The organism is Rhodococcus sp. NPDC057297 (assembly GCF_042667435.1).
Lineage (GTDB): Bacteria > Actinomycetota > Actinomycetes > Mycobacteriales > Mycobacteriaceae > Rhodococcoides.
Genome location: NZ_JBHUZE010000010.1, coordinates 190,307 through 216,024, shown reverse-complemented (window position 1 = coordinate 216,024; position 25,718 = coordinate 190,307). Strand labels below are relative to the sequence as shown.

19 protein-coding genes, 1 tRNA gene and 1 pseudogene are annotated in these 25,718 nt (G+C 65.7%); 10 read left to right on the top strand and 11 right to left on the bottom strand.

Annotated elements, in window-relative coordinates; genetic code table 11:
• Positions 1 to 88: 88 nt before the first annotated feature.
• From ACFULT_RS24210 to ACFULT_RS24200, 3 genes are all read left to right on the top strand, one after another.
• A complete protein-coding gene (locus tag ACFULT_RS24210) occupies positions 89 to 424 on the top strand; it encodes a YciI family protein (RefSeq protein ID WP_378482753.1) in 336 nt (111 codons plus the stop codon).
• A 13-nt stretch (positions 425 to 437) separates the two neighbouring features.
• Positions 438 to 1,712: an RNA polymerase sigma factor gene (locus ACFULT_RS24205; protein ID WP_037111075.1), complete on the top strand. Its 1,275-nt coding sequence runs from the start codon at positions 438 to 440 to the stop codon at positions 1,710 to 1,712.
• Positions 1,713 to 1,814: 102 nt separating this feature from the next.
• Complete coding sequence (locus ACFULT_RS24200; RefSeq protein ID WP_141216776.1) at positions 1,815 to 1,994, top strand: hypothetical protein; 180 nt, start codon at positions 1,815 to 1,817, stop codon at positions 1,992 to 1,994.
• Here the strand turns inward: ACFULT_RS24200 and ACFULT_RS24195 are convergent.
• Both ACFULT_RS24195 and ACFULT_RS24190 read right to left on the bottom strand, forming a co-directional pair.
• Positions 1,991 to 2,167, bottom strand: a pseudogene (locus tag ACFULT_RS24195) (heme-binding protein); the annotation flags it as partial. The gene ACFULT_RS24200 and the pseudogene ACFULT_RS24195 sit on opposite strands and share 4 nt — an antisense overlap.
• 135 nt (positions 2,168 to 2,302) lie before the next feature.
• Positions 2,303 to 2,379: transfer RNA gene (locus tag ACFULT_RS24190), tRNA-Met, on the bottom strand.
• Positions 2,380 to 2,899: 520 nt separating this feature from the next.
• Here ACFULT_RS24190 and ACFULT_RS24185 point away from each other — a divergent pair.
• Positions 2,900 to 3,502, top strand: a complete 603-nt coding sequence (locus ACFULT_RS24185; RefSeq protein WP_094719028.1) for a transglycosylase family protein — start codon at positions 2,900 to 2,902, stop codon at positions 3,500 to 3,502.
• Positions 3,503 to 3,609: 107 nt separating this feature from the next.
• On the opposite strand, the gene ACFULT_RS24180 is transcribed toward ACFULT_RS24185, so the two are convergent.
• Entirely contained in the window at positions 3,610 to 6,588 is a 2,979-nt protein-coding gene (locus ACFULT_RS24180; RefSeq protein ID WP_170945115.1) for a UPF0182 family protein, read from the bottom strand.
• A 227-nt stretch (positions 6,589 to 6,815) separates the two neighbouring features.
• Here ACFULT_RS24180 and ACFULT_RS24175 point away from each other — a divergent pair, with 227 nt between their 5' ends.
• Positions 6,816 to 7,421 (top strand): PPA1309 family protein, encoded by a 606-nt coding sequence (locus ACFULT_RS24175; protein WP_170945123.1) that lies wholly within the window; start codon positions 6,816 to 6,818, stop codon positions 7,419 to 7,421.
• A 10-nt stretch (positions 7,422 to 7,431) separates the two neighbouring features.
• On the opposite strand, the gene ACFULT_RS24170 is transcribed toward ACFULT_RS24175, so the two are convergent.
• On the bottom strand, positions 7,432 to 8,454 hold the full coding sequence (locus ACFULT_RS24170) for a PDZ domain-containing protein (RefSeq protein WP_378482752.1): 1,023 nt from the start codon (positions 8,452 to 8,454) through the stop codon (positions 7,432 to 7,434).
• 272 nt (positions 8,455 to 8,726) lie between these two features.
• Between ACFULT_RS24170 and ACFULT_RS24165 the strand changes: the two genes are divergently transcribed.
• The 3 genes from ACFULT_RS24165 (at position 8,727) to ACFULT_RS24155 (ending at position 12,574) form a co-directional block, all read left to right on the top strand.
• Positions 8,727 to 10,154 (top strand): zinc-dependent metalloprotease, encoded by a 1,428-nt coding sequence (locus ACFULT_RS24165; RefSeq protein WP_378482751.1) that lies wholly within the window; start codon positions 8,727 to 8,729, stop codon positions 10,152 to 10,154.
• Between the two features lie 149 nt (positions 10,155 to 10,303).
• Complete coding sequence (locus tag ACFULT_RS24160) at positions 10,304 to 11,185, top strand: hypothetical protein (protein ID WP_080733016.1); 882 nt, start codon at positions 10,304 to 10,306, stop codon at positions 11,183 to 11,185.
• A 72-nt stretch (positions 11,186 to 11,257) separates the two neighbouring features.
• Entirely contained in the window at positions 11,258 to 12,574 is a 1,317-nt protein-coding gene (locus tag ACFULT_RS24155) for an ABC1 kinase family protein (protein ID WP_378482750.1), read from the top strand.
• A 49-nt stretch (positions 12,575 to 12,623) separates the two neighbouring features.
• Here the strand turns inward: ACFULT_RS24155 and ACFULT_RS24150 are convergent, their stop codons facing one another.
• From ACFULT_RS24150 to ACFULT_RS24140, 3 genes are all read right to left on the bottom strand, one after another.
• Positions 12,624 to 12,905, bottom strand: coding sequence for a WhiB family transcriptional regulator (locus ACFULT_RS24150; protein WP_303396206.1), 282 nt, complete (start codon positions 12,903 to 12,905; stop codon positions 12,624 to 12,626).
• Between the two features lie 259 nt (positions 12,906 to 13,164).
• A complete protein-coding gene (locus ACFULT_RS24145; protein ID WP_255122636.1) occupies positions 13,165 to 13,470 on the bottom strand; it encodes a hypothetical protein in 306 nt (101 codons plus the stop codon).
• 129 nt (positions 13,471 to 13,599) lie between these two features.
• Positions 13,600 to 15,726, bottom strand: a complete 2,127-nt coding sequence (locus tag ACFULT_RS24140; protein ID WP_033190582.1) for an ATP-dependent DNA helicase UvrD2 — start codon at positions 15,724 to 15,726, stop codon at positions 13,600 to 13,602.
• Between the two features lie 109 nt (positions 15,727 to 15,835).
• On the opposite strand from ACFULT_RS24140, the gene ACFULT_RS24135 reads away from it, so the two are divergent.
• Positions 15,836 to 16,108, top strand: coding sequence for a mycoredoxin (locus ACFULT_RS24135; protein ID WP_378482749.1), 273 nt, complete (start codon positions 15,836 to 15,838; stop codon positions 16,106 to 16,108).
• Between the two features lie 43 nt (positions 16,109 to 16,151).
• Here ACFULT_RS24135 and nudC read toward each other — a convergent pair whose 3' ends face one another.
• Both nudC and ACFULT_RS24125 read right to left on the bottom strand, forming a co-directional pair.
• Positions 16,152 to 17,057 (bottom strand): NAD(+) diphosphatase, encoded by a 906-nt coding sequence (nudC, locus tag ACFULT_RS24130; RefSeq protein ID WP_378482748.1) that lies wholly within the window; start codon positions 17,055 to 17,057, stop codon positions 16,152 to 16,154.
• Between the two features lie 64 nt (positions 17,058 to 17,121).
• The gene (locus ACFULT_RS24125) at positions 17,122 to 18,189 is read right to left on the bottom strand and encodes a TrkA family potassium uptake protein (RefSeq protein WP_026347941.1); all 1,068 of its coding nucleotides are present in this window, start codon (positions 18,187 to 18,189) and stop codon (positions 17,122 to 17,124) included.
• 148 nt (positions 18,190 to 18,337) lie between these two features.
• Between ACFULT_RS24125 and ACFULT_RS24120 the strand changes: the two genes are divergently transcribed.
• On the top strand, positions 18,338 to 18,721 hold the full coding sequence (locus tag ACFULT_RS24120) for a membrane protein (RefSeq protein ID WP_037111091.1): 384 nt from the start codon (positions 18,338 to 18,340) through the stop codon (positions 18,719 to 18,721).
• A gap of 3 nt (positions 18,722 to 18,724) precedes the next feature.
• Here the strand turns inward: ACFULT_RS24120 and ACFULT_RS24115 are convergent, their stop codons facing one another.
• Both ACFULT_RS24115 and ACFULT_RS24110 read right to left on the bottom strand, forming a co-directional pair.
• The gene (locus ACFULT_RS24115) at positions 18,725 to 22,297 is read right to left on the bottom strand and encodes an ATP-dependent helicase (RefSeq protein ID WP_378482747.1); all 3,573 of its coding nucleotides are present in this window, start codon (positions 22,295 to 22,297) and stop codon (positions 18,725 to 18,727) included.
• Positions 22,294 to 25,656: an ATP-dependent helicase gene (locus tag ACFULT_RS24110; protein WP_378482746.1), complete on the bottom strand. Its 3,363-nt coding sequence runs from the start codon at positions 25,654 to 25,656 to the stop codon at positions 22,294 to 22,296. The genes ACFULT_RS24115 and ACFULT_RS24110 overlap by 4 nt, the downstream gene beginning before the upstream one ends.
• Positions 25,657 to 25,718: the final 62 nt, after the last annotated feature.

The window sequence follows — 25,718 nt, the reverse complement described above, 5'->3', positions numbered from 1 at the left end:
AAAATTTCTTCGGGTCGTGTCGAAGACGGCGTTTCCCGTTCGTCGTCATCATGTACGCAGACAGAAGAGCAATTCGATGGAGGACACCATGAAGTACATGCTGCTGATCAACGCACCGAGTGCCGATTTCGACAACGGATGCACGCCGTCGGACTGGGTGCAGTACGGCAAGGAGATGCAGGACGCGGGCATATGGGTCACCGGTCACGCACTGGCCGACCTCACGACGGCGACGACCGTGCAGGTCGATTCGTCCGGAGAACGCAGCATCACCGACGGTCCGTACGCGGAGACCCGCGAGGTTCTGGGAGGCTTCGAGATCATCGATGTTCCCGACCTCGACGCTGCGTTGGATTGGGCCGCACGGTGCCCCGGTTCCAAGGGCGGGGGGACCGTCGTCGTCCGGCCTGTCGCCGAGTACTGACGGCGCCACGGCCGTGTCCGACGACGTACGTACCTCCCTCTCGGATGTGTTCCGAGAGGAGCACGGGCGACTCCTTGCGTCGATGGTGCACCGCTACGGCGACATCGACCTGGCCGAGGAAGTCACCTCGGAAGCGATCGAGGTTGCGTTGCAGCGTTGGCCGATCGACGGAGTACCCACCAAACCGGGCGCCTGGCTGTTGACGACAGCCAGGCGCCGAGCCGTCGATCGCCTCCGTCGAGACCGGACGCTCACCACGAAGCTGGCGATTCTGCAGATCGAGCAGGATCGCGCGAGCAGCGGGCAGACAACCGATGCGCTCGCCGTTGGCACCTTCGACGACGACGTGCCCGACGAACGGCTGCAGATGTTCTTCATGTGCGCGCATCCCGCGCTGAACGTCGACGACCGTCTTGCGATCACGTTGCGTTGCCTCGCGCAGCTCACGACGGCCGAGGTGGCACGGGCTTTCATGATCCCGCCGTCGACTGCGGGTCAGCGAATCTCGCGAGCCAAGAAGAAGATCCGAGAGGCGCGAGTTCCGTTTCGAATTCCCGGCCCCGACGAGCTGCCCACCAGACTGACGGTGGTGCTGCAGGTCGTGTACTCGATTTTCACCGAGGGGTACGCAGCGTCGAGCGGTGACGATCTCGTCCGGGTCGATCTCGCCGACGAGGCAATCCGGCTCGCCCGTATCCTGCAGGCCCTGCTGCCCCGCGAACGGGAGGTCACGGGGTTGCTGGCGCTCATGTTGTCGGTTCACGCACGCTCTGCCGCACGAGTGAACGGGGAGGGAACACTCGTGATGCTCGACCAGCAGGACCGGGCCCGGTGGGATCGGGACATGATCGGCGAGGGAGCCGACCTGACCGTGCAGGCTCTGACGGGCGGAGCAGCCGGCCCCTATTCGGTACAGGCCGCGATCGCGGCTCTCCACGTGGAGTCCGAGACGTGGGAGGCCACCGATTGGGCGCAGATCGTGGAACTGTACGGCGTGCTGATGTCGCTCGCCCCGTCTCCCGTCGTCGCAGTCAACAGAGCAGCCGCCATTGCGCTGCGCGACGGGCCGGCCGCTGGGCTGATGGAGCTCGACGCGTTGGCGGACGAACCTGCTCTGCAGGCCTACTCGCCGTATCACGCTGCTCGCGGCGACGTACTCAGCCGCCTCGGTGCATCGTCCGACGCAGCGATCTGTTTCGAGCGCGCGCGCACGGTTGCCGGGTCGATACCCGAGCGCGACTACCTCCGACGCCGGGCCGACGACGCTCGGGACGCCGCGGGCGCGTAACCGGGCGGCAGGCCCACGGTCGGATGTCGGAGTCCGATGCTGCCCACTCGCGGCCGGCACCGACACTCATAGACTGACGAGGACTGCAGGAATCGATATTCGATGGAAGTGAGGGCAACGATGTCCGAGTGGGCGAAGAAGATCAAGGACGAAGCCAAGGGACTCATCGCCGAGGCCGAACAGGAGCTCACGGCTCTCGAAGGGGTCGACACCGTCGACCTCACCGCGGACGAGACGGATGAATCGCCCACAGCGGGCACGGAATCGGATTCCACACGCTAGTTCCCGACCCGCAGTTCGGCTGGGATCGCTCGCGAGCGGTGCGAAGCCAGGGCGTCGACGACCATCGGATGGTCGTCGGCTTCCGGCAGGCCCGAAATCTCGATGACGCCGACGAGCGACCCCGCTACTCGCATGGGAACAGCTCCGCCTGCTGCTACGTATCGGCTGTTGTCGTACCGCGATTCCGCGTCGAAATTCCCGGATCACGGGGTCGACCAATCGAGTGGGCTGCGTGCACGAGACAGGGCCCCGACAGGGGACGCACAGCAAAGAACCCGGCATCGTGACACGATGCCGGGTTCTTGCGTTGGTAGCGGGGACAGGATTTGAACCTGCGACCTCTGGGTTATGAGCCCAGCGAGCTACCGAGCTGCTCCACCCCGCGTTGCAAGACATGAAGTTACCCGAAGGTGTCCGCCGGATGCAAATCGCGTGTACAGCCGTCGACGACGACACTTGCGCATCGTTCGACGTGCGAATTACCGGGAACAACGACCGAAACCAGTGTGCTGGACCACAGAAATCGCGTGAGACATCCCACATAACAGCTATGTAACGAACGGGACTCGAATACATTCCGAGGCCGTCCCACCTGCAGATAAACCGACCTCTGTCTCACATGGTGGACAACTGGTTCCCGGATTCTTTGTGTGACGTCACGACGATCCTCGACTACCTTCACGGTCGGCCCTACAACGCAGGGTCAGTACCGCCCCCGCCGCTGCATCGCTCTGCCCCGCGGGGAACGGTTCCCCGATACGCACGGGGGCAGAGCCGCAACACGTACGACGCCGCGCACCGAGTCCTCGCGCCGGCCCCTCGTACACGGTGCCTGGAGACGACCGCGAACGATCGTCGTCCCCTGGCTGGGTTGCGAAGGCAAGCGCGGAGAGGATTCACCCCGCATGACCAAGGAAATTCATTTCGGCAAGCGTGCACTCGGATGGGCCGCCGTCACCGGCGCCGTCGTAGCGATTCCCCTCGGCCTTTCCGTGGGCACCGCCAGCGCAGCCGAGCACAACTGGGACGGCGTCGCACAGTGCGAGAGCGGCGGCAACTGGAACATCAACACCGGAAACGGCTACTACGGCGGCCTGCAGTTCTCGCAGAGCACCTGGACCGCCAACGGCGGCACCGGATCGCCGCACACTGCCTCCAAGGCAGAGCAGATTCGCGTTGCCGAGAACACGCTGCAGAGCCAGGGTGTGGGCGCATGGCCGGTCTGCGGCCAGAACCTCACCACCGGTGCATCCACCCCGGAGCCCGAGGCGGCCCCCGCGGCACCGGCCGCACCAGCTGTCGAAGAGGCACCCGCCGCTCCCGCAGCACCGGCACTTCCGGTCGCGCCGGAGTTCCAGGCACCGGCACAGCAGGCTGTCGATCAGGCAGCTGCAACTGCCAAGCAGAGCTTCGACGCCGCGAAAGGCATCGCAGACCAGTACGGTCTGAGCGCTCAGTTCGAGCAGCTCGTGAGCACCAACCCGGTTCTCGCGTCGATCGGACGCTGAATTCGTCCGCAGGCTTGACCTGCTGACCGACGAAGGCGCCCGCATCGCTTCAGGAAGAGAAGCGATGCGGGCGCCTTCGTGTGTGCGGCCGCCAGGTCAGTGCACGGTCAGTTGGCGTTGTACGCGTCGATGGCCTGCTGAAGGGCATCGAACGCGTCCCCCAGACGACCGAGGTCGCCGCTCTGCTGCGCAGACCTGACATCGGCCAGAGCCGAGTTCAGACGCTGCACCTCCGCAGCCGACGGCTGACCGCCGGTTGCAGGCGGCGTGGTCGACGGTGCAGGCGCCGTCCCCTGCTCGGTGCCGTTCGCAGCGTCGGGCGACTCCGCCGTCGACTGCGGATCCGCGGCGTCGCCACCCGGTGCCGTGGCCGCGGTACCCGTACCCGATCCGAAGACCTGATCCAAGGCCTCGGACAGCGTTGCGGCGTACCCGACGCGGACGCCGCCTCCCGAACCCGGCTCGCGGTAGCTGACGAGAACCCTGGTCAACTGCGGGAACGTCGACGTCGATGCCGTGTTCCGTTCGGTGTACAGCGGTTCGACGTACAGAATGCCGCCGTTCGCGATGGGCAGGGTCAACAGGTTGCCGTACTGAATCGTGTTGGACTGCTGAAGAAGCGTGCGGTCCGAGGCCACGCGTGAATCCGATGTCATCGAGTTCTGCGCCTGCTGTGGACCCTGCGTCTGCGTGTTGGTCGGAAGCTGCAACACCGTGAACTTTCCGTAGTTCTCCGGATCGGAACGCACCGAAATGTAGGCGGAGAGCAGTTCACGGTTGAACCCGACCATGGCGCTGGTCAGACGGAACGAGGGTTCACCGGTCTCCGGATCACCGATCAGCACGTAGTACGGGGGCTGATTCAGGTCGGTTCCGCCGTCCACCGTCGGATCACTGGGAACCGACCAGAACGCGTTGTTGGTGAAGAACTCACTGGGATTGTCCACGTGGTACTTGGCCAGCATTTCGCGCTGGATCTTGAACAGATCCTCCGGGTAGCGGAAGTGCGATCGTAGTTCCGGCGAGATCTCCGACTCCGGCTGAACCGAATCCGGGAACACACCCATCCACGCCTTCAGCACCGGGTCGGTGTCGTCGACCTGGTAAAGCGTCACGGTGCCGTCGTAGGCGTCGACAGTGGCCTTCACCGAGTTCCTGATGTAGGACACTTCCTCGCGCGGGAGGGGCCTGCCCGTCGTGGGCTCGATGCTGTCCGCGGTCAGACCGTCCAACGACGCCCGCTGTGCGTACGGGAAGTTCTCCAAGGTGGTGTACCCGTCGACGATCCAGACGATCTTTCCGTCCACGACCGCCGGGTAGGAGTCGGTGTCGGTGGTCAGCCACGGGGCCACCTTCTGGACACGATCACGAGGATCGCGGTTGAAGATGATCTTGGAGTCGTCGCCGATGGCACCCGAGAACAGAATGTTGCGCTCGGCGTACTTCGCCGCGAAGGCAAGACGGTTGAACCAGTTCCCGACCGAGACGCCACCCGCACCGGTGTAGGTGTAGTTGGAATCGTCCGTGTCGTACTCGCGGTCACCCGTTCCCGTCGCGCCGACGATGGCGTAATCCGGGTCGGCCTGGGCGATCACCTCGCCGTAGTAGATGCGAGGCTGATCGACCGGGATGACCTGATCCTGGCCCTGTGAAGCGATGTCGCTGACGGTGTAGATCGGGTAGCCGCTGTTGCTGGTCGCACCCTCTGCCGTCGGATCCTCCACGGCCGCGTTGACGCGGTTGGCCGGCGCCGCGACGAAGCCGTTTCCGTGGGTGTAGACCGTGTGCCGGTTGATCCAGTCGGTCTGGTTACCGGTCAGGGACTCCGGCGACAGCTCACGCGCGGCGACGATGTAGTCCTGGAGTTGCCCGTCGATCTCGTAGCGATCGACGTCGAGGGTCGACGGGAAGCCGAAGAAGTTCTTCAGCTGCTGCTGCTGGGTGAACGTGCGAGACAGCACATTCGGATCCAGTAGACGGGTATTGGCGATGGTCGTGATGTCCGCGTCGCTCTCCCGCGGATTCTGCGAGCCTTCTCCCGAATACGGCTGGTACTCGACCTGGTCGTCACCGATGCCGTACGCGTCGCGCGTCGCGGCGATGTTGCGCTCGATGTACGTGCGTTCCTTCTCGGCCGCGTTCGGTCGGACCGAGAACTGCTCCATCAGCAGCGGGAAGACCGCGCCGACGAGAATCGAGGACAGTACCAGGAGCGCCGTAGCGAGAGCGGGAACACGCAGATCGCGGAGGAAGATTGCAGCGAAAAATGCTGCGGCACAGATCAGTGCGATGGCGAGCAGGATCAGCTTGGCGGGAAGTACGGCGTTGATGTCGGTGAAGCCTGCACCGGTGAAGATGGGTTCCTTGCGACCGCTGGACAGCAGCGAGTACCGATCCAGCCAGTACGCGATGGCCTTGAACAACACGAACGATCCCGCGAGCACCGCGAGCTGAATGCGCGCTGCGCGGGTCAGAGCACCCTCACGACCCGCCAGCCGGATTCCACCGAAGATGTACTGCGTGACCAGGTTTGCGAAGAATGCAATCAGCGTCGCGACGAACAACCAGTTCAAGATGAATCGGTAGAACGGCAGATCGAAAGAGTAGAAGCCGATGTCCAAATTGAACTGTGGGTCGGTGAGTCCGAATTCGCCACCGTTGAGGAACAACTGGACTGTCACCCAATTGGTCTGCGCGATCAGTCCCGAGATGATGCCGAACGCCAACGGTATTCCGATACCGAACAGGCGCAGCCGGCTCATGACCGTCGTCCGATAACGTGCAACCGGGTCGTTCGGACCGGCGACCGGAACGAACACCGGCCGGTTGCGGTACGCGAGCAGCAGCGACGCGAACACCACCGCGCCGACGAACAACCCGACCACCAGGAACAGAACGACACGCGTCAGAAGCGTGGTCGTGAAGACCTGCCGAAAGCCGACCTCCCCGAACCAAAGCCAGTTCGTGTAAGTGTCGATGAGGCGAGGGCCGACAAGCAGCAACGCTGCGAGGACCAATGCCAGAACAAGTAGAATCCGTCCGCGCCGCGACAGCGACGGTAGACCGGTTGGGGCCCTCATGCCCACGTGCCACACTCCAACTTCGGGCGATACACCTAGGTATCGCTGATGGGGTTCGACGGCGCACCGAGTGCGTCGCCTGTCCGATTTGGGAACCACTGTACGGAACGGCGGCACCGGCCGCTGACACCCCTTCGTCCTGCGCGCGCGGACCATGGGTCGGCGACGGCCGAACAGCGGAATGGGAAGATGAGCGGGTGAGCGATTTCAGCGACGACCTGTTCCGTGACGGCGTGGAACCCAACGCCGACAACGATGCCCTCGGTGCCGCTCTCGGGCGGTGCGCGCGCGAGGTCGCCGACTTCGTGGACGGCGAAGGCTGGGGTCAGGTCCCCCAGCTGTTCGCGCTGGTACCCACCGAACTCCTGGCGGCCGCGGAACCCGGACTGCTCGACGACCTCGCCGACGGTGCGTTGCTCACCCCGATCCAGCAGCACTCGCTACCCGAGGACATCACCGGCGGGTCACCTGCGCTCGACGAATTTCTGGCCACCACAACGTGGCCGGACGGTGTCGTCGGGTGCGCGCTGGTGCAGGAGATCGTCGTACTGCCTCCCACCGCGGAGTCGGCACTCGACGACGCACTGGTTCCTCTCCTCGCCGACCGCGACGCAGCGGACGACGCGGCCCGCGCCGCCGCCCACGCGCATCCCGACCGCAAGGACGGCAGGCTCATCGCAGCCGTTCTCAAGGACGGGCCGTCCTTGACTCTTCTGCAGTTGCAGCCCGACGACGACGCGGATCCGTTCGCCCCGGTGGAGCTCCTGCTCTACGAGGGCCTTGCACCCGGCATCGTCGCCGCCCTGCATGCGACATTCGACCTCGTCGAGGACGACTGACCTCGGTTCGTCAGCAGCTGGGCGCGTCTTCCCCGCGGCCGAGGGCATCGAGCGAGTCGATGGCGCCGTCGAGAGAATCGACCTTGACGAGACGAAGTCCGGCAGGAACGTTCTGCGACGCCTCGTCGCAGTTCTGCGACGGCACCAGAAACGTCGTCGCCCCGGCCTCACGCGCAGCGATCAGCTTGTACGGAATGCCGCCGATCGGCCCGACTGCTCCGGCCGAATCGATGGTGCCGGTACCGGCGACGAAATCGCCGTTGCTGAGCTCGCCGGGACTCAGCTTGTCCACGACGGCGAGGCTGAACATCAGACCGGCCGAGGGCCCGCCCACGTCGGCCAGGTTGAACGTGACCGAGAACGGAACGTCGGGCTCCTCGGTGGGCGTCACCCCGAGGTACCCGGACTCCGCGTCGTCGGGACGGGAACCGAGCACCACCGACTCGGTTCTGGTGACACCGTCCTTCTCCACGACGATGTCGATGGACTCGCCCGGTGAGCGAGCACTGACCGACTCGCGGACAGCGCTGACCGAATCGACGGGCTCACCCGCCACCGACACGAGTCGCTCACCTTCGTTCAACAGGCCCGCGGCCGGACCGTCGGGAGCCACCGAACCGACGACGAGAACGACGGGCAGTCCCAGATGGTGCAGCGCCGCGAGCTGAGCACTGTTCTCGGACTGTTCGAAATCGGCCTGATTGCCTTCCTGGACCTCTTCTTTCGTCTTGTTCGGCGGATACACCTCCTCGCGCGGAACGAGTCCTTGCCGTCCACTCGCCCAGTATCCGAGCGCTTCGAAGATGTTCAGCTGATCACGGACCGCCACCGTCGTCATGTTCAGATGCCCCGTGGTGGGATCGACATCCGTCCCGTCGATCTGCACCACGGGAACCCCGTCCGCATCACCGAGGGTGTTGTACGTCGGTCCTGGTCCGAGCGCAGCGAACGGAACCGTGACGACGGTGCCGACCACGCCGAGCACGACAACCGGTACGAGGGCGGCGACAAGAGTGGCAATCCGACGATTCACCCGACAAACATAGATCCGCCGACTGTGACGACGATGTGAGACCCCCGTCCGAACAAGTCACGGTTCATTCCGCAGGCTCACTCACGGCTCCACTCACGGCCTCCTGGTTCATTCCGCAGGCTCCACTCACGGCCTCCTGGTTCATTCCGCAGGCTCCACTCACGGCCTCCAGGTTCATTCCGCAGGCTCCACTCACGGCTCCTCTCACGGCGTTCGCCGTAAGCGTGATCACCAGCGGTGCTGTTCGCGCCCTCGCCTTGTACCGTTGGCTTATGAGCAATTTCGGTTTTCAGGGCTCCGACGAGGATCCGGACAAGAAGAAGGATCAGAGCGGTGGCGACGGCTCCGGCGGCAATCCCGGCGGTTTCGGCTTCGGCACCGAGGGTTTCGATCCTGCGGCCCTGGGGCAGATGCTCACCCAGTTCGGGCAGATGTTGAGCGGCATGGGTGCGCCCGGTGCCGGGGGCTCCGCCGCGGGCCCGGTCAATTACGACCTGGCCAAGCAGTTGGCACGCCAGCAGATCGGAGACTTCGCTCCCGTCGGCAAGGGCAAGGCCGACGCGGTTTCCGAGGCCGCTCATCTCGCGGAACTGTGGCTCGACGGCGCGACCACGCTCCCCGCTGGTGCGTCCAAGACGCTGGCGTGGACTCCGGTCGACTGGTTGGAGAACACGATCGACACCTGGAAGAGGCTGTGCGATCCGGTCGCCGAGCAGATTTCCGGAATGTGGACCGCCGGTCTGCCTGCCGAGGCGCAGCAGATGGCAGGACCGATGATGGGGATGCTCACGCAGATGGGCGGCATGGCGTTCGGCTCCCAGCTCGGCCAGGCGTTGGGGCAGCTGTCCAAGGAGGTTCTGACGTCGACCGACATCGGAATTCCCCTCGGACCGAGCGGAGTGTCCGCCCTTCTCCCCGAGTCCATCACGGCGTTCACCGAAGGTTTGGAGCAGCCCGAACGTGAGGTTCTCGTGTTCCTCGCGGCTCGCGAAGCTGCGCACCAGCGCCTCTACAGCCACGTTCCGTGGCTTCGTCAGCGCGTCTTGGCGACGGTCGAAGAGTACGCACGCGGTATCCGGATGGACTTCTCGGCCATCGAGGAAGCCGCGTCGGGCCTCGACCCGGCGTCGCTGACCGATCCGTCGAAGATCGAGGAGATACTGCAGCAGGGTGCGTTCGAGCCGCAGACGACTCCCGAACAGAAGCAGGCGCTCGAGCGACTCGAGACTCTGCTCGCCCTCGTCGAGGGTTGGGTAGAGACGGTCGTCTCCGAAGCCCTCGGGGAAAGGTTGCCCGGTGCCGTGGCACTCGCGGAGACGATTCGTCGCCGACGGGCATCCGGTGGACCGGCCGAGCAGACGTTCGCGACGCTCGTCGGTCTCGAACTTCGTCCACGCAAGGTTCGCGAAGCAGGCGATCTGTGGCGTCGACTCACCACAGCCGCAGGAATCGAGGGACGCGACGGCGTCTGGGCTCACCCGGACCTCCTGCCGGTGTCGTCCGATCTGGACGACCCGGCCGGGTTCCTCGACGGTGTCATCGGCGGAGGTTCCAGCTCCTTCGACGACCCCATAGCCCAGCTCGAAGCCATGGAAGCTCAGGAACGAGCAGCCAAGAACAAGTCGGACGAGACAGACGCCAACGACGCAGACAAGAACGACGCAGACAAGAAGGACGGGGACACCGGCAGCGCCGGCTGATCCCGGATTCACGGTCGACGAGGGGTGTGCCGAAATTTTCGGCGCAACCCTCGTTTTGTTTCGATCACGCTGGTGAGGAGTCTGCCGGCCTGTGGATAACCCGTCCTCGGCGCCGTCGCCGGGGATGCGTCGTGTGCGACTCTGCGTCCATGTCCGCCCACGAACCACCCCACCCTCCCCAGCCGGTTCCGATGCTGCGGCGGCCCAGACTCGACGTGCCGGTGTTCTCTCAACGGGACGGCACGATTCGGCTCGGGTGGAATCCGGATCGGTCGTTCGTCGTCACACCTCCGCCGGGCGTCGACTACGACGTTCTCGTCGATCTGCTGCGTCGGCTCGACGGAGTTCATTCGAGAGCGCACACGATCTGGTACGCGGGCACCGTCGGGATGTCCGCCAATGCGATGTCCACACTGCTGGCCGAGCTCGTCGAGGCAGAACTGTTGGTCGAAGGGCATTCGACGCCTCACGTTCCCGAGGGAGCAACGCGGACCGTGGTGCACGTCGTCGGACGCGGGCCGCTGGCCGACGCGGTCGTCGCGGTCCTCCCGACGTCGTCCTCGATCACGGTTCGACGTTCCACGTCTGGGGCGGGCAAGGTCGCGGGCACTGCCATCACGACCGGTGATGTCGCGGTACTCACGGACAATTTGGCCCCCGATCCGCATCTCGTGACCGAACTTGTTCGAGCCAGAACACCGCACGTGCAGGTTCGGCTGCGCGACGGCACGGGCGTGGTCGGCCCGTTCGTCATTCCAGGGAAGACGAGTTGTCTACGCTGCGCCGACCTGATCAGAGGCGGACTCGACCCACAGTGGCCGCACATCTCCGCGCAGCTTCTCGGCAGCGTCGGGCATGCGGACAAACCCACCGTCCTGGCAGCTGCGGCGGTCGTTCTCGGACAGATACACGAGTTCGTCCGCACCCGTCGACCGTCGTTGATCGACACGACCGTCGAGATCGACCTCGGTTCGCACATCATCGAACGGCGTCGGTGGACTCGTCATCCGCACTGCGATTGTGCCGTGTGACGAACGACGCGAACACAGGCGCTGTGGCCTGCAGTCTCGGCAGAATGTCGTCTCGTCCGACATGATGGAGGCGTGCCAGACATTCCACGCCGGGGTTCGGCCCGGACAGCCAAACTCGCGCGCATTCCGATCGGTATCGCCGGTCGGGCTGCAGTCGGTTTCGGAAAGAAGTTGGCCGGGGGGAACCGCCAGGAGATCGACTCCGATCTTGCCGCCAAAGCTGCCGAGCAATTGTTCGCGGTCCTCGGCGAGCTCAAGGGCGGTGCGATGAAATTCGGGCAGGCGCTGTCCGTGATGGAAGCCGCCGTGCCGGAGGAATTCGCCGAACCGTACCGGGAGGCTCTCACCAAGCTGCAGGCAGACGCACCGCCGCTCCCCGCCGCGAAGGTGCACCGCGTACTCGACAGGCAGCTGGGCACCGCCTGGCGGTCACGGTTCGCGTCGTTCGACGACACTCCGGTCGCCTCGGCGAGCATCGGGCAAGTGCACCGCGCAGTGTGGTCCGACGGCCGAGACGTCGCTGTGAAGGTGCAGTATCCAGGCGCAGACGACGCGCTCCGCGCCGATCTGAAGACGATGTCGCGGTTTGCCAACACCTTCAGTGCGATTTTCACCGGGGCCGACGTCAAGCCGGTCCTCGACGAGTTGATCGCCCGGACGGAGGACGAACTGGATTACCGGATCGAGGCGGCAAGCCAACGCAAGTTCGCGTCGACGTTCGACGGCGACAGCCGGTTCGCTGTGCCGCGGGTGGTGGCGAGTGCGCCCAAGGTTCTGGTCACCGAGTGGATGTCCGGGACCTCGTTGTCATCGATCATCGCCGGCGGTTCCGTCGAGCAGCGCAATGCTGCCGGTGAGCTTCTGGTCCTCTTCGCGTTCGCTGCGCCTGCACTAGCCGGTCTCCTGCACGCCGACCCGCATCCCGGTAACTTCATGATGCTTCCCGACGGACGGCTCGGTGTGATCGACTTCGGGGCCACTGCGCCGATGCCGGACGGTCTCCCGCCGGTGCTGGGCAGGATGGTCAGGCTGGCACGCGAAGAGAAGTTCGACGAATTGGTCGAACTCTGTACGGTCAGTGGGTTCGTGATCCCAGGTAGAACGGTGACAGCGAGGGAGATAGCCGACTATCTACGTCCGTTCACCGATCCGATCCGGACCGATTCCTTCCACTTCACCAGGTCGTGGCTGCAGAAAGCTGCCGGTACAGCAACTGAATTCGACAGTGCGCAGTTCAAGACCGCACGGGCGCTCAACATGCCTGCCGAGCAGGTCATGATCTTCAGGGTGCTGGGCGGACTCGTCGGCATCTGTGCGCAGTTGGATGCCTATGCGCCGTACATGGCCATTCTGACGGAGTGGATGCCGGGGTTCTCGGACGAGACCTGATCGGTCTCGTCCGAGAACCGGGCGGGTACGACGGCCGCCGTATCGGACTTCACGCGACCTGCTGCTTTCGCGGCCGTCCACGCGGGCGCTTCCGAGCGATGACGACTCCCTGATCGAGAATCTCACCTCCCCATACTCCCCAGGGCTCGGCACGGTCCAGTGCGGCACTCAAACACGTGCGCCGAACAGGACATTCGGCGCACAGCGCCTTTGCTCGCTCCAATTCTCCTGGTGTCTCGGCGAACCAGAGATCCGGATCGGCCACACGGCACGGCACTTCGTCACCGAGCGTCACGGCACTCAGGGTGTTCGACGATGAGGTCTCGCTGATCGGGGTCGCCTCGTCACCGAGGTGCGTGGCCGAGTATCGCTCGGCTGCAGCATGTTCGGATCGTTCGTATCGGCATGTCGTCCGGATCGTGGCGGTTGACACGTCGGTCTCCTCTACTTTTCGTGCGGCGTGTTTACGGTTGTTCGGTATCTGAGCGAACCGGTCGGGCCGAGAAGTTCGAATTCGAGGGGACTCATCGAACGAAAAAGGCCACGGTCCGCGTATGCGGGTCCGTGGCCTGAAAGGCAAGTCGAAAGCTCTACCGAGATTTCTCTCGATATCGACTTTCGACCACGGACACCACTGCCGTACGGCGACGGCGTGCTGCGGGGGACGCCTTGGCGGCGAACCACTGGGCGGCAAATGCTTCGGCCGCTGCAGCTGCTGGGACGACTGCTGCTCGTGCGCAGACTGCGTCGGCCGCGAGCTGATGCGCTCCGGCGACGCGCACTGCCCCGCCCGTCGACGCGGAAGAGAAGTGAGCGGAGTTACCGAGGACGTGCATCAGCCGTGCGTCGGTCGCGGGTGCGACAGCGCTCGTGACGATCGAATTGAAAATCTTCATGTTCTCCACCTCCTACTTCCGAATCGATTGCGGACAATGTGTGTGGCACGCGGTCTCCCGCGAGCGGTGAAAACAGACTAAACCTGTTGGTCGAAACTGCACAAGTTATTTTCTACCTGCGGTTTTACATCAGTTGGTCGATGATTCCCGCACGACGGTCAGGACGTCCTCACCGAAACGTTCCAACTTCTTCGCGCCGATCCCGGGAATGGCCACGAGACCGCGGTCGTCCTGTGGTTGCTGCTCCGCGATGGCCGTCAGCGTCGTATCGCTGAAGACAACGTAGGCAGGCACTTTCAGCTCCCGCGATTTGTCCAACCTCCATGCCTTCAATGCATCGAGCAGAGCAACGTCGACGTCCGTCGGGTGACTTTCGCAGCGACCGAGCATGGTCGCCGCCGTTCCGATCAACGGTTTGCCGCACAACCTGCACTTGGGTCCGGACTTCTTGGTCGTCGGAGTGGCGATGCGTGATGCGGGTGAATCCTCGGGAATCAATCCGTTGAGAAAACGCGACCGACGCCTGGATTTGCGACCGCCCTCGTTGCGCGCGAGCGCCCAGGACAGATGCAGATGCTCACGCGCACGAGTGACGCCGACGTACAGCAACCGCCGTTCCTCTTCGATCGCGGCGTCGTTGTTGGCACTCGGGTCGCTGCCGAGCGCATGCGAAATGGGCAGCGTGCCGTCGGCGAGTCCGACGATGAAGACAGCGTCCCACTCGAGACCCTTCGCTGCATGCAGCGACGCCAACGTCACACCCTGGACGACCGGTGGATGCCGCGCCTCGGCGCGGGCCGCCAGTTCACCGAGCAGACGATCCAGATCCAGAGCCGGATCCTGCGCCAACAATTCTTCGGTGACCTGTACCAGCCCGCCGAGCGATGCCCACTTCTCCCGCGCCTGCGCACCCGTCGGCTCCGTCGACGTCAAACCGAGCGGCGCCAGTACAGCGCGCACAAGCGACGGCAGGCCGTCGCCGTACTTGGACTCGTCCGGCAGATCCTCCCTCCCGGCGGCGCTACGAAGAGCCGAAATACCCTGCCGCACTTCAGGTCTGTTGAAGAACCCTTCGCCGCCACGGACCTGGTACGGAATCTGCAACTCCGTCAGAGCCTGCTCGTGCGCCTCCGATTGCGCGTTGATGCGGTAGAGCACCGCAATCTCCGCCGGCGCGACGCCCTTGCCGATCAACCTCTTGATTGCCCGAGCGACACCGTCGGCCTCGGCCGGCTCGTCGTCGTACTCGAAGAACTCCGGTTCTGGGCCTGCCGGCCGTTGCCCGATCAACTGCAGCCGAGTCCCGGCGATCCGCCCGCGCGCTGCACCGATCACCCGGTTGGCGAGCGACACCACCTCGGGAGTCGATCGGTAGTCACGCTCGAGACGCACGACGGTGGCGTCGGGAAAGCGTCTCGAGAAATCGAGCAGGTAACGCGGTGTCGCGCCGGTGAACGAGTAGATCGTCTGATTCGCATCACCGACGACCGTCAGGTCGTCACGCTCGCCGAGCCAGGCGTCGAGCACCCGCTGCTGCAGAGGCGTCACGTCCTGGTACTCGTCCACCACGAAGCAGCGGTACCGCTCACGGAACTCGTCGGCGACCGCAGAATGCTCTTCGAGCGCCGCGGCGGTGTGCAGCAGCAGGTCGTCGAAATCCAGCAGCATTCCGTCACCGCCGTGCGACTTCAAGTCCTCGTACCCGGCGTAGACCGACGCGACCTTCGCAGCATCCATCGGCACCTCCCGGCGCAGCCGCGCGGCCACCGCCGGGTAGTCCTCGGGCGCGATCAACGAACCCTTCGCCCACTCGATCTCACCGGCCAGATCGCGAACGGAGTCCGTCGACGTGGACACTCCTGCGCGGTGCGCAGATTGACTCACCAACGCGAACTTGCGATCCAGAAGTTGCCAGCCCGTGTCCCCGACCACCTGCGGCCAGAAGTACTTCAGCTGCCTCAGCGCGGCAGCGTGGAACGTGCGGGCCTGCACGGACGGTCCCTCACCGCCGACACCCAGTTCTCTCAGTCGGCCGCGCATCTCCCCCGCGGCCCTCGCCGTGAACGTCACTGCGAGGACTTGCCCAGCCGACACGTGACCGGCGTCGACGAGGTGTGCGATGCGCCTCGTGATAGTCCTCGTCTTGCCGGTACCCGCGCCGGCGAGAACGCAGACGGGGCCTCGTGGGGCCGCGACCGCGGCCGACTGTTCGGGATCCAACCCGGCGGTCATCGAATCCACAGACATGGTCTCCATCTTGTCAGGGGGTGCCGACACACCCGTCATCCCGCCTGCCGCCGCCCGCTCCGCCGGTGCTCACTCGACCGACGGAACAACACATTCGGCATCGGTGTTGAATCGTGTCGTGACTACCACCGAGAACGCAGTACCCAAGTCCCCCGCGGCATTGACCGTCTACTCCACGACGTGGTGCGGTTACTGCAGGCGTCTGAAGACCCAGCTCGACGAAGCCGGCATCGCGTACGCCGAGATCGACATCGAAGAGGATCCGAAATCCGCCGAGTTCGTCGGCAGCGTCAACGGCGGCAACCACGTCGTGCCGACGGTTCTCTACGCCGACGGCTCGACCGCGACCAACCCGTCACTCGCCGCGGTCAAGAGCGCACTCGGACTCTGATGCCACCCGTGGCGGGTCGGACGCGGTGACGACGCTGCACAACCTAACCGGCGGAACCCGCCCACGCTTCGAGCATGCCTCGGGCGATCGAGATCGAGCCGGGCAACAGAAGACGTGAATCGGAATCGGCGGCCCAGTCGCCGACTTCGAGAGCCGCTCGCACGTCGCTGCGCTCGAACCAGTGCGCCTCGGCGATCTCACCGTCGAGGAAGTTCAGCGGAACCTCTGGATCGGCGACGGCAGAGAATCCGATCATCACCGACCGCGGAAACGGCCACGGCTGACTGCCGAGGTACGTGATGTCGGCGACGGTGATGCCGACTTCCTCGCGGATCTCCCGCAGGACGCAGGTCTCGAGCGATTCACCCGCTTCGACGAAGCCCGCGAGGACCGAGAATCGACGCTCGGGCCACGCGGGAGCCCGGGCCAGGAGGACCTTGTCTGCTCCGTCGTGCACGAGGCAGATGACCGCGGGGTCGGTGCGGGGAAACTCCTCGTGACCGTTGGACGTGCTGACCCGCGACCACCCGGCCGCCGACGGAGTCGTCGCTGCGCCGTCGAGCGCGCTGAAGCTTGCACTCGCGTGCCAGTTCAGGATCGCGAGCGCGCTCGTCAGGATGGACAGCTGGGTCGCGTCCAGACGCTCACCGATGGTGCGTAGGTCCCCCAGCTCGCCGGTCAGTGCACCGACGCGCTGCGCCCACAGGTGACGTCCGTCGTCGATGCCCAGAAACACGGCGTCCAGCGCGGGTTCCGCACCGAGGTCCGTCGCATCGACGTACACCAGGGAGTCACCCTCGACCCGGAGCCTGCCGCGGTGATCGACCTGCAGCACCTTCGCCGTCGGCCAACCGCTACGCAGCGCGTCGGTGTCCTTTCGAAGTTCCTCGGCTCGGTCGAGTGGCGAGCGGGACAACAGCGGTGGAGAGGCGAGTTCGAATCGTGGCACCTCTAGACCCTACTGCGCCCACGCAGACGCTCGTCCGACCGCGTGGACTCGATTGTGCGCGCGTTCACTCCCCAACGCGGCGGATGTACAGCAGGCGATCCGATGCCTCGACAGCGTCGACCTCGGGCGATCCGACGCGGTACAGCTTGCCTCCGCGCACGACGCCCAACACGATGTCGGTGAGGTGCCGCGGCGATCCACCCACCTCGTCGCGCTCGACTTCGCGCTCGGCGACAGCGAATCCGGCCTCCGGCGTCAGGAGATCCTCGATCATCTCCACCACGCTCGGCGTCGAGGTAGCGATGCCGAGCAGACGTCCTGCAGTCTCCGAGGACACCACCACCGAGTCCGCACCCGACTGCCGAACCAAATGGGTGTTCTCGGCCTCTCGCACCGACGCGACGATTTTGGCCTTCGGCGCGATCTCTCGCGCGGTGAGTGTCACCAGAACTGCGGTGTCGTCGCGGTTGGTCGCGACGATGATCGCTGCGGCGTGCTGTGCGCCGGTCAATCGCAACACGTCCGACTTGGTCGCGGAACCGTGCACTGTAACGAGCCCCATGTTGGACGCGGAATCGAGGACCGTCTGGTCCGTGTCCACGACGACGATCTCCGACGCAGGAACACCGTCCCCGAGCATGGCGTCGACCGCCGTGCGGCCCTTGGTTCCGAAACCGATGACCACGGTGTGATTGCGCACGCTGCGCCTCCATCGCTGAATTTTGAATGCCTGCCGGGAACGCTCGGTCAGAACCGCGAGCGTCGTGCCGACCAACAAGATGAGGAAGAAGATTCGAAGTGGTGTGATCACCAGAATGTTGACGAGACGGGCCGACGGCGCGATGGGGGTGATGTCGCCGTATCCGGTCGTGGACAACGAGACCGTCGCGTAATACAGCGCGTCGAGGAAGGACAATTCGTTGTCTTGAGCGTCCCGATAGCCGTCGCGGTCCAGGTACACGATCACCGCGGCCAACAGCAGAGCCGCGAGTGCGATGAGGATGCGCCGATAGATCGCGCGCCACGGGCTGCTCTGCAACTCGGGAACCCGCAGAACACCCACCAACGCGAAGTCCGGCTTGTCGGTCAGCGTGTCGCCCGCACTCAAGCGGGCACGCAATCTACCAGCCACGTTTCCTTCTCTGCTCTCGTCGCACCTGCACTCGTCGCAGTCCGTTCGTTCGCCTCAACGGTCCGGCTCGCAGCCTAACCCCAAACCCGGGTTCCGCCGGTGTCGACGCGTCGACCTTCTTTCCTGCCGGTTATGGCACGGTGTAGCCATGACACAGCGCACGAGTCACGCCCCGGCCGCACGACTCGCCGTACTTCTGGGCGGCGCGGGAATCCTCCACTTCGCCACCCCCCAGTTCTTCGACATGCAGGTGCCTCGCGCTCTTCCGGGCAAGGCTCGCACGTACACGCAGGTGTCGGGGATCGCCGAGCTCGCCGTGGCCGGTGCATTGGCCGTTCCGGCGACACGGCGCCTCGGCGGCGGGCTTGCCGCAGCGCTCTTCGTCGCGGTGTTTCCCGCCAACATCGACCTGGCGCGCAGGTTCGTGAGCAACCCCAAGACCTCCCCCATGGTCAAAGCTGCTGTGCTGGCGCGTCTTCCGTTGCAGATTCCGTTGGTGACCGAAGCCTTGAAGGTGCGACGACTGGGGTGACCCTCACGATCCCCCGCTGAACTCGATGTCCTGGGTCCCGTCGATGAGGGTCGCGAGTTGCCGGGCGTCGGGCAGATCGGTCGGTGCGATGGTCCGGCCACTGCGCACGTAATGGAACGCTGCACGCACACGATCCAGAGGAACGGGCTCCGCAGTCGACGCGGACATCAGTTCGGCCCACGCGATGCGATACGCAGCGAGCTGCATGACCACCGACTTCTCCTCGCTTGCGGTCGGCTCCTTACCCGTCTTCCAGTCGATGACGGTCCATCCACCGTCCGAGTCTGCGAACACCGCGTCGATCCGGCCTCGCAGTACCGTCCCGGCAACGGACGTCTCGAACGGGACCTCGACTTCGATCGGGCTACGAAGAGACCAATCGGATTCCAGGAACGCCTGCTGCAACGTCTCGAGATCGACATCGGCGGAGGCGCCGGTGTCCGCCGAACCCGGCAGCTCGTCGAGATCCAACAACCTCGTCGCCCCGAAGCGCCGTTCGATCCAGGCGTGGAACGCCGTTCCCCGACGAGCCAGAGGGTTGGGAGGAAACGGCAACGGTCGACGAAGTCTCGACGCCAACGCGTCCGGATCCGCGGCCAGATCGACGAGCTGACTCACCGAGAGGTTGTGCGGCAACTCCACATCCACTCTGGTGTGCATGCGCTCCTCCCGTTCGGCGAGCAGAGCATCGACGTCGGCAGCCCAGTTCTCCAGATCTGCACTGCTCTCCAGATCTGCACTGTTCTCCAGATCTGCACTGCTCTCCAGATCTGCACTGTTCGCCGGATCGGAAACGTCGTCGTGGTAGGAAGGCTGCGACGTGTCCACGCTCAAGACCGCCCTCGCACCCCGCTCCACGGCGTCGCGGCGCCTTCCCAGCGGATCCCGCGGCCACAGCGCAGAATGCGGCTGGGCCGCAAGCGGATTCTCCGATCCGTCCTCGGGCGCGGGGTCCCAATGATCGACGACGCCGACAGGGCGGCCGCGATCGGAGCCGTCGTCGAGGACTGCGCGCACCTCGCTGAGGAAGTCGGACGGTCCGCGCGGTTTGCTGCTCGTCTCGTCCCAGTGGTGACCCGAGACGAACAGGACCCGTTCCGTCCTGGTGAGCGCTACGTAGAACAGGCGGCGGTCCTCGGCCAACCTGCGACGTGCCAGCGCATCCTTGTGCCGGTCGATGGCGTCGGAGAGGTCCTTACGATTGTGCACGTCGTCGAGTTCCAGAACGGGGACGCCCTCGGACATCTGGCCGCTGTCGTCGGCGACCGATCTGTCTCCGCGCAGTGTCGGCGGAAGCTCCGCCATCGCGCCGAGCCAGGTCGATGCAGCCGTCGACGACGGAAAAACACCCTTGGACACGTGAGGGACAGCGACGACCTCCCATTCGAGGCCCTTCGCCGAATGCACGGTGAGTACCTGCACTCGGTGCGGCGCCACCTCGATCTCTCCTGGTGCAAGTCCGTCCTCGACGGTCTCCGCCGCGGCGAGGAAGGCAAGGAAACCGGTGACCGTCGAGCTGGGATTGTCCGCGTAATCGGCTACGACAACCGCGAATTCGTCGAGGTGCTCGCGGCCGACCACTCCGACGGCAGACATCGGCGTACGAGCCTGGGCTTCGATTCCGATGCCCATCGACCGCTCGATGTCGGCCACGAGCTCCGTCAGAGGCTGACCGATTCGATCCCGTAGTGCATGCACCTCGGCGGCGAGCGCGGAGATCCTCGCAAATCCGCTCGCCGAGTAGCGCTCCTCCGGGCCGGGATCGGCGATGGCGTCCGCCAGTCCGGCGTCCTCCGAATGCTCACCCGGTAACGAACTTTCGAGCGCGGCATCGAGCGCCGCCACATCGTCGACTCGGCCCGATGTTCCGTGGCCGGAGCGAATTCCCAGTTCCCGCATACGCCGCGACAGAGCGCGAAGGTCGGCGGCACCGATCTGCCAGCGCGAACCGGTGAGGACACGCATGGCTGCACTTCCCGCCATCGGGTCCGCGACCAGTCGCAGCATCGCGATGACGTCGGCGACCTCCGGGACGTGCAGCAAGCCGCCCAGTCCGACCACCTCGACCGGAAGACCCCGGGCGCGAAGCGCATCGGCAATCGGTTCGGCGTCGGCGTTCCTACGCACCAACACCGCCGCCGTCGGAGGTAACCGATCCTCGGCGAGCGCCGCTCGATACTCCCCGGCGATGCTGTCCGCGACCCACTCGCGCTCGTCGAGCACCGTCGCCGACAGGGCGATCCTCACGTCACCGGGCTCCACCCCCGGCCGCGGCCGAAGCGTCGGCACCGACACACCAGTCTCAGGGTCGCTCCTGCCGGCTCCGCTCCCAGCCCCCCGGTCGCTCCCGCCGGCTCCGCTCCCAGCCCCCCGGTCGCTCCTGCCGGCTCCGCTCCCAGCCCCCTCACGAAGCGGCGTCGTGATCCGATTAGCGAGTTCGAGCGCTTCGGCAGGATTGCGCCAGCTGGTCAGCAGTTCGAGCCTGGGTGCGGGTGCGCCGCTCGACTGCGGGAAATCGGTCGCGAACCGCGGAAGATTGGCCGCCGAGGCACCTCGCCATCCGTAGATCGACTGCATCGGATCACCGACCGCGGTCAATGCGAGAGCCGCATCGGATCCTCGACCGAACAAGGAGGACAACAGGACTCGCTGTGCATGGCCTGTGTCCTGATACTCGTCGAGTAGTACCAGCCGGAACCTGCTCCGTTCGGACCTGCCCACGTCCTGGTGTTCGGCCGCGACCCGTGCCGCGAGCGACATCTGACTGCCGAAGTCGAGTGCACCCTCGCGACGCAGTGTCTCGGCGAGCCGTTCGACCAGTGGCAACAACGCAACACGTGCGTGCTGCGCATCGACGATGTCCAGCAGGGCCTTCGCCGGACCGCCCCGTTGTTTGGGACCGGGGCCGAGGGTGTGGACGAGTCGATCGAGCTCCAGGTGCGCGCCGCGGAGGGCGTCGGGCGCGACCAGATGCTCGGCGAGCTGACCCGACAGCGCAAGTACCGCCTCGGTGATCGACGTGGGGTTGCGTTCGGTGTCCAGGTCGCCGTCCCACGTGCTCACCACCCGATGCGCCAACTGCCACAGCTCGGTCTCCGACAGGAGTGTGGCCGACGGCTCGATCGGGAGCAACAGTCCATGCTCGGTCAACAGCCGCCCCGCGTACGAGTGGTACGTACTCACTTCCGGCTCACCGCTCAGAATTCGTTCTCGCAGAGCGAGACTGGGATCGAGTTCTCGAACGATGTCGGATCCGGCCAGCCGCGCGAGGCGGGCCCGGATTCGCGACGTGAGCTGCTGCGCGGCCTTTCGTGTGAACGTGAGGCCGAGCACGGCGTCGGGGTCGACGAATTCGTTGGCGACCATCCAGACGACGCGCGCAGCCATGGTCTCGGTCTTGCCCGCTCCCGCTCCCGCGACGACGAGCGTCGGCCCGAGCGGGGCCGAGATCACTGCCGCCTGTTCTGCTGTCGGCGGATGCTTCTGCCCCAGCGCCCGAGACAACTCGATCGGATCGATCCGCGCGTCGCGAACGGAACGTGCGAGTCGTGCGCCGGTTTTGGTGACCGTACTCAACTTTCGGTGACCTGCCTTCCGGTTTCCTGCGCCGGGCAACTGGACTTCACCGGGCAGTGCCTGCACCCGTCGTTCACGAATGCCTCGAAATTCGGCCCTTGCGTCGCCGACGCCGCGGCGTGAACCGTATCGCGCCACTCGGCCAACTTCTCCGGCGTCGGAGCTTCCTGGATACGCTGCGTCGCACCGTCCTGTTTGTGGGGCTTGGCGACGAAGACCAACCGTGCTCCGCCCGGCTCGCCCGCAGGCTCTCCCTCGATGGCGCCGGCCGCGGCCGCCACCTGGTAGGTGGCCAATTGATTGTGGGAGCGAGCGTCCTCCTTGGACATGACCGTCTTGGCCGTCTTGACGTCGATGATCACCGGCCGACCGTCCGGGTCGCGCTCGAGCCTGTCGATTCGTCCACGGAGCGCGACGGACGGTTCGTCGTCGGTCCGCGCCGGGAGGACACCGTCGACTGCTACCTCCACACCTGCTTCGGTGAGCTCACCTCGGGTTCCACTGAGCCATCTCTCGAAGGTGTCCAGCATCGCTCCGGTGCGATCCAACTCGTGACGCGAGAACCACTGCGAGCCGAGATCCACCGCATCCCAGGCCGTTTCGAGAGCACGTCGGACCTGCTCCGGAGGCATTTTTCCGGCAACCGCCTGAACGAGAGTGTGCACGAGAGTTCCCGTCACCGCGTGGGTGTTGGCGCCGTCGTTGCCGCCGTGTCGGTCCAGCATCCACCGCAGCGGGCACGTGGTGAGCTGCTCCACGGTGGACGGCGACAGCGGTACCGGGCCGTCACCGAGTGTCCACAGCGGAGCGTCGGTACTGGTACCCGCAACTCCGAACCACTCGCGTGGGTGTGCACCCTTCACCCCGGCGTCGGCCAGCCTGGCCAGTTGCCGCGCCGCGCGGGCGTGCTTCTGCGGGTCGTGTTCGGCGACATCGGCGTCGCACACGACTCTGCGGAGCTCGGCGACCAACATGGGCAGTGCGAGTACTCGTGCCGCAGGCTGCGGAACCTCGGGAACCTGCTCCAGCTCGTCCGCATCCTCGTTTCCTCGAAGTTCGTCGAGAAAGCGCGACCGAACCAGATCGGTGTCACCCGTCGAGGAGTCCACTGCAGTGACCAGCAGAGTCGACCGCGCTCGACTGCATGCGACCAGAAACAACCGTCTCTCGTCCGCGAGCAGAGGCGCCGTCTTGGACAACGTTCCGTCCGACGTCACGTCGTCGGCGATTCCGGACGCGAGATCGACGAGGGATTCCGTTCCCAACAGGCTGCCGCGAGCCCGAAGACCTGGCCACAAGCCCTCCTGCACACCGGCCACAGCCACGAGATCCCACTCCCGGCCCGCTGCCGAGTGTGCGCTCAGTACGGTCACGGCATCCTTGAGGACAGCACCGGCCATGCTATTCGATGTCGGAATCTGTTGTTGCGAAATGTATTCGACGAACCCGGCGAGCCGCGCCTGCGGCAGACGATCGACGTAAGCGGCTGCGCTGTCGAACAGGGCGACGACGGCATCGAGATCACGGTCCGCCTGAGCACCGGCCGATCCTCCACGAGCCGACGCCGCCGACCACCGCCGTTCGAGCCCGGAGGCCTGCCACGCAGCCCACAGCACGTCCTCGACTCCGCGTCCGCGACGTGCGACGGCGTTGGCCTTGCGCACCACACCGAGCACGCGGCGCAGCGGAGCCGCCTCCACGTCGGACAACTGGGCCATCCACCGAGAACGCTCCGTCTCGGGGTCGGCGTCGCTACCGGAGTGCCATCGAACTCCGGTGATGGCCTGCCGCAGCAACTCTGCCGAATCCCGCTCCCCGCCCGAGGCCAGCTCCACACGCCGGACACCGCGTCGGAGGCGTCGAAGTGCCACCGGATCCGCGCCGCCGACCGGACCCGACAGCAGAGCGAGCGCATCCTCACCGTCGAAGCTCGGGTCCACCAGGGCGCGCACCACGAGCAGCAAACCGACGGCGCCGTGCTGACGATGCAGCGGAAGTTCCGACGCCGGCGTCAGGATCGGGACCCCCGCCGCCTGCAAGGCTCGGCGCAGCGGCGCGATGACGCGGGGAACGGACCGTACGACCACAGCCATCGCAGACCACGGCATGCCGTCGACGAGGTGCGCGCGCCGCATCGTGTCCGCGATCAGCGCCGCTTCCTTCGCGGCCGACGGCAACACCTGCACGAGCGCTCGGGCGTCGCCGTACTGCGCGGACGCCACTGCCTCCGGGGCGCGGTGCCGACCCAGGCCGGGTAGACGGCCGCTGATCCTCGCGGTGAGAGCAGCGACTGCGGGTGCGCTGCGGAAATTTCGGTCGAGCATCACCTGTCGCTCGGACCCGGCGTCGGCGAGGTCGGCCAGAAAGGACGGATCGGCGCCGCGGAAGGTGAACACCGATTGATCCGGGTCTCCGGCGATCACCGTCGATTCCGTGCGGCTACCGATCAGCCGAACCAACTGTGCGGCTTGTGGATCCAGATGCTGCGCATCGTCGACGACAAGGTGTCTGATGCGGGCGCGCTCGGAATGCAGAAGATCCGGGTCGGTGGCGAACGCCATCAGTGCACTGCCGATCAGTTCGGCAGCGTCCAGCCCGGGGGCCGACGCGCCTGCCGCCTCGACTCCGACGGCTCCGCGCAGCAGCATCGCTTGCTCGTACCGCGCGGCGAACTTTCCGACGGCCACCCACTCCGGACGCGCTTGCTTACGACCCAGTTTCACCAGATCCTCCGGACCGATCCCGCGTTCTGCCGAACGCAGCATGAGGTCGCGTACCGCGGTGACGAACCCCGCCATGCCGAGCGCGGGACGCAATCGGTCCGGCCAGTCCTGGGCTCCGTCTTCGAGGTCACCGCGCAGCATCTCGCGGACGACGGCGTCCTGCTCGGCGCCGGTGAGCAGCCGAGGGGGCGGGTTGCCGTGAATGGCCGCCTGCAGGCGCAGCACAGCGAAAGCGTAGGAATGTACCGTCCGTACCAGAGGCTCCCGTGTTGCGCGCACGGCGTGCTCACCGGCGAACAATCCCCCGGTGATCTGCTGACGCATCGCGGTGGCCGCGCGCTTCGACTGAGTCAGCACGAGGACCGCTTCCGGATCACCGGCGACGATCCGCGACACCGCATAGTCCGCAACCAGGGAGGACTTACCGGTACCCGGGCCACCGATCACCTGCCACGGTTGCCACGCGGGTGCGCCGTCCACCGCAGCGGACACGGCGTCGGTCCGCCCGGTGAGCATGTGCGCCGCTGAACCCGTCCAGGTCCGGCGCGGTACGGCGACCTTCGGTGCCCGCACGAGGGTGGCCGCACCAGCGTGCCTACCCCCGTGCTGGGTACCGCTTCGACTGTCCGTACTCATGCACCGATTGGATCATGCGCCACCGACATGTCGTCTCAGCCTCCGACTGCGAAACGAGCAGC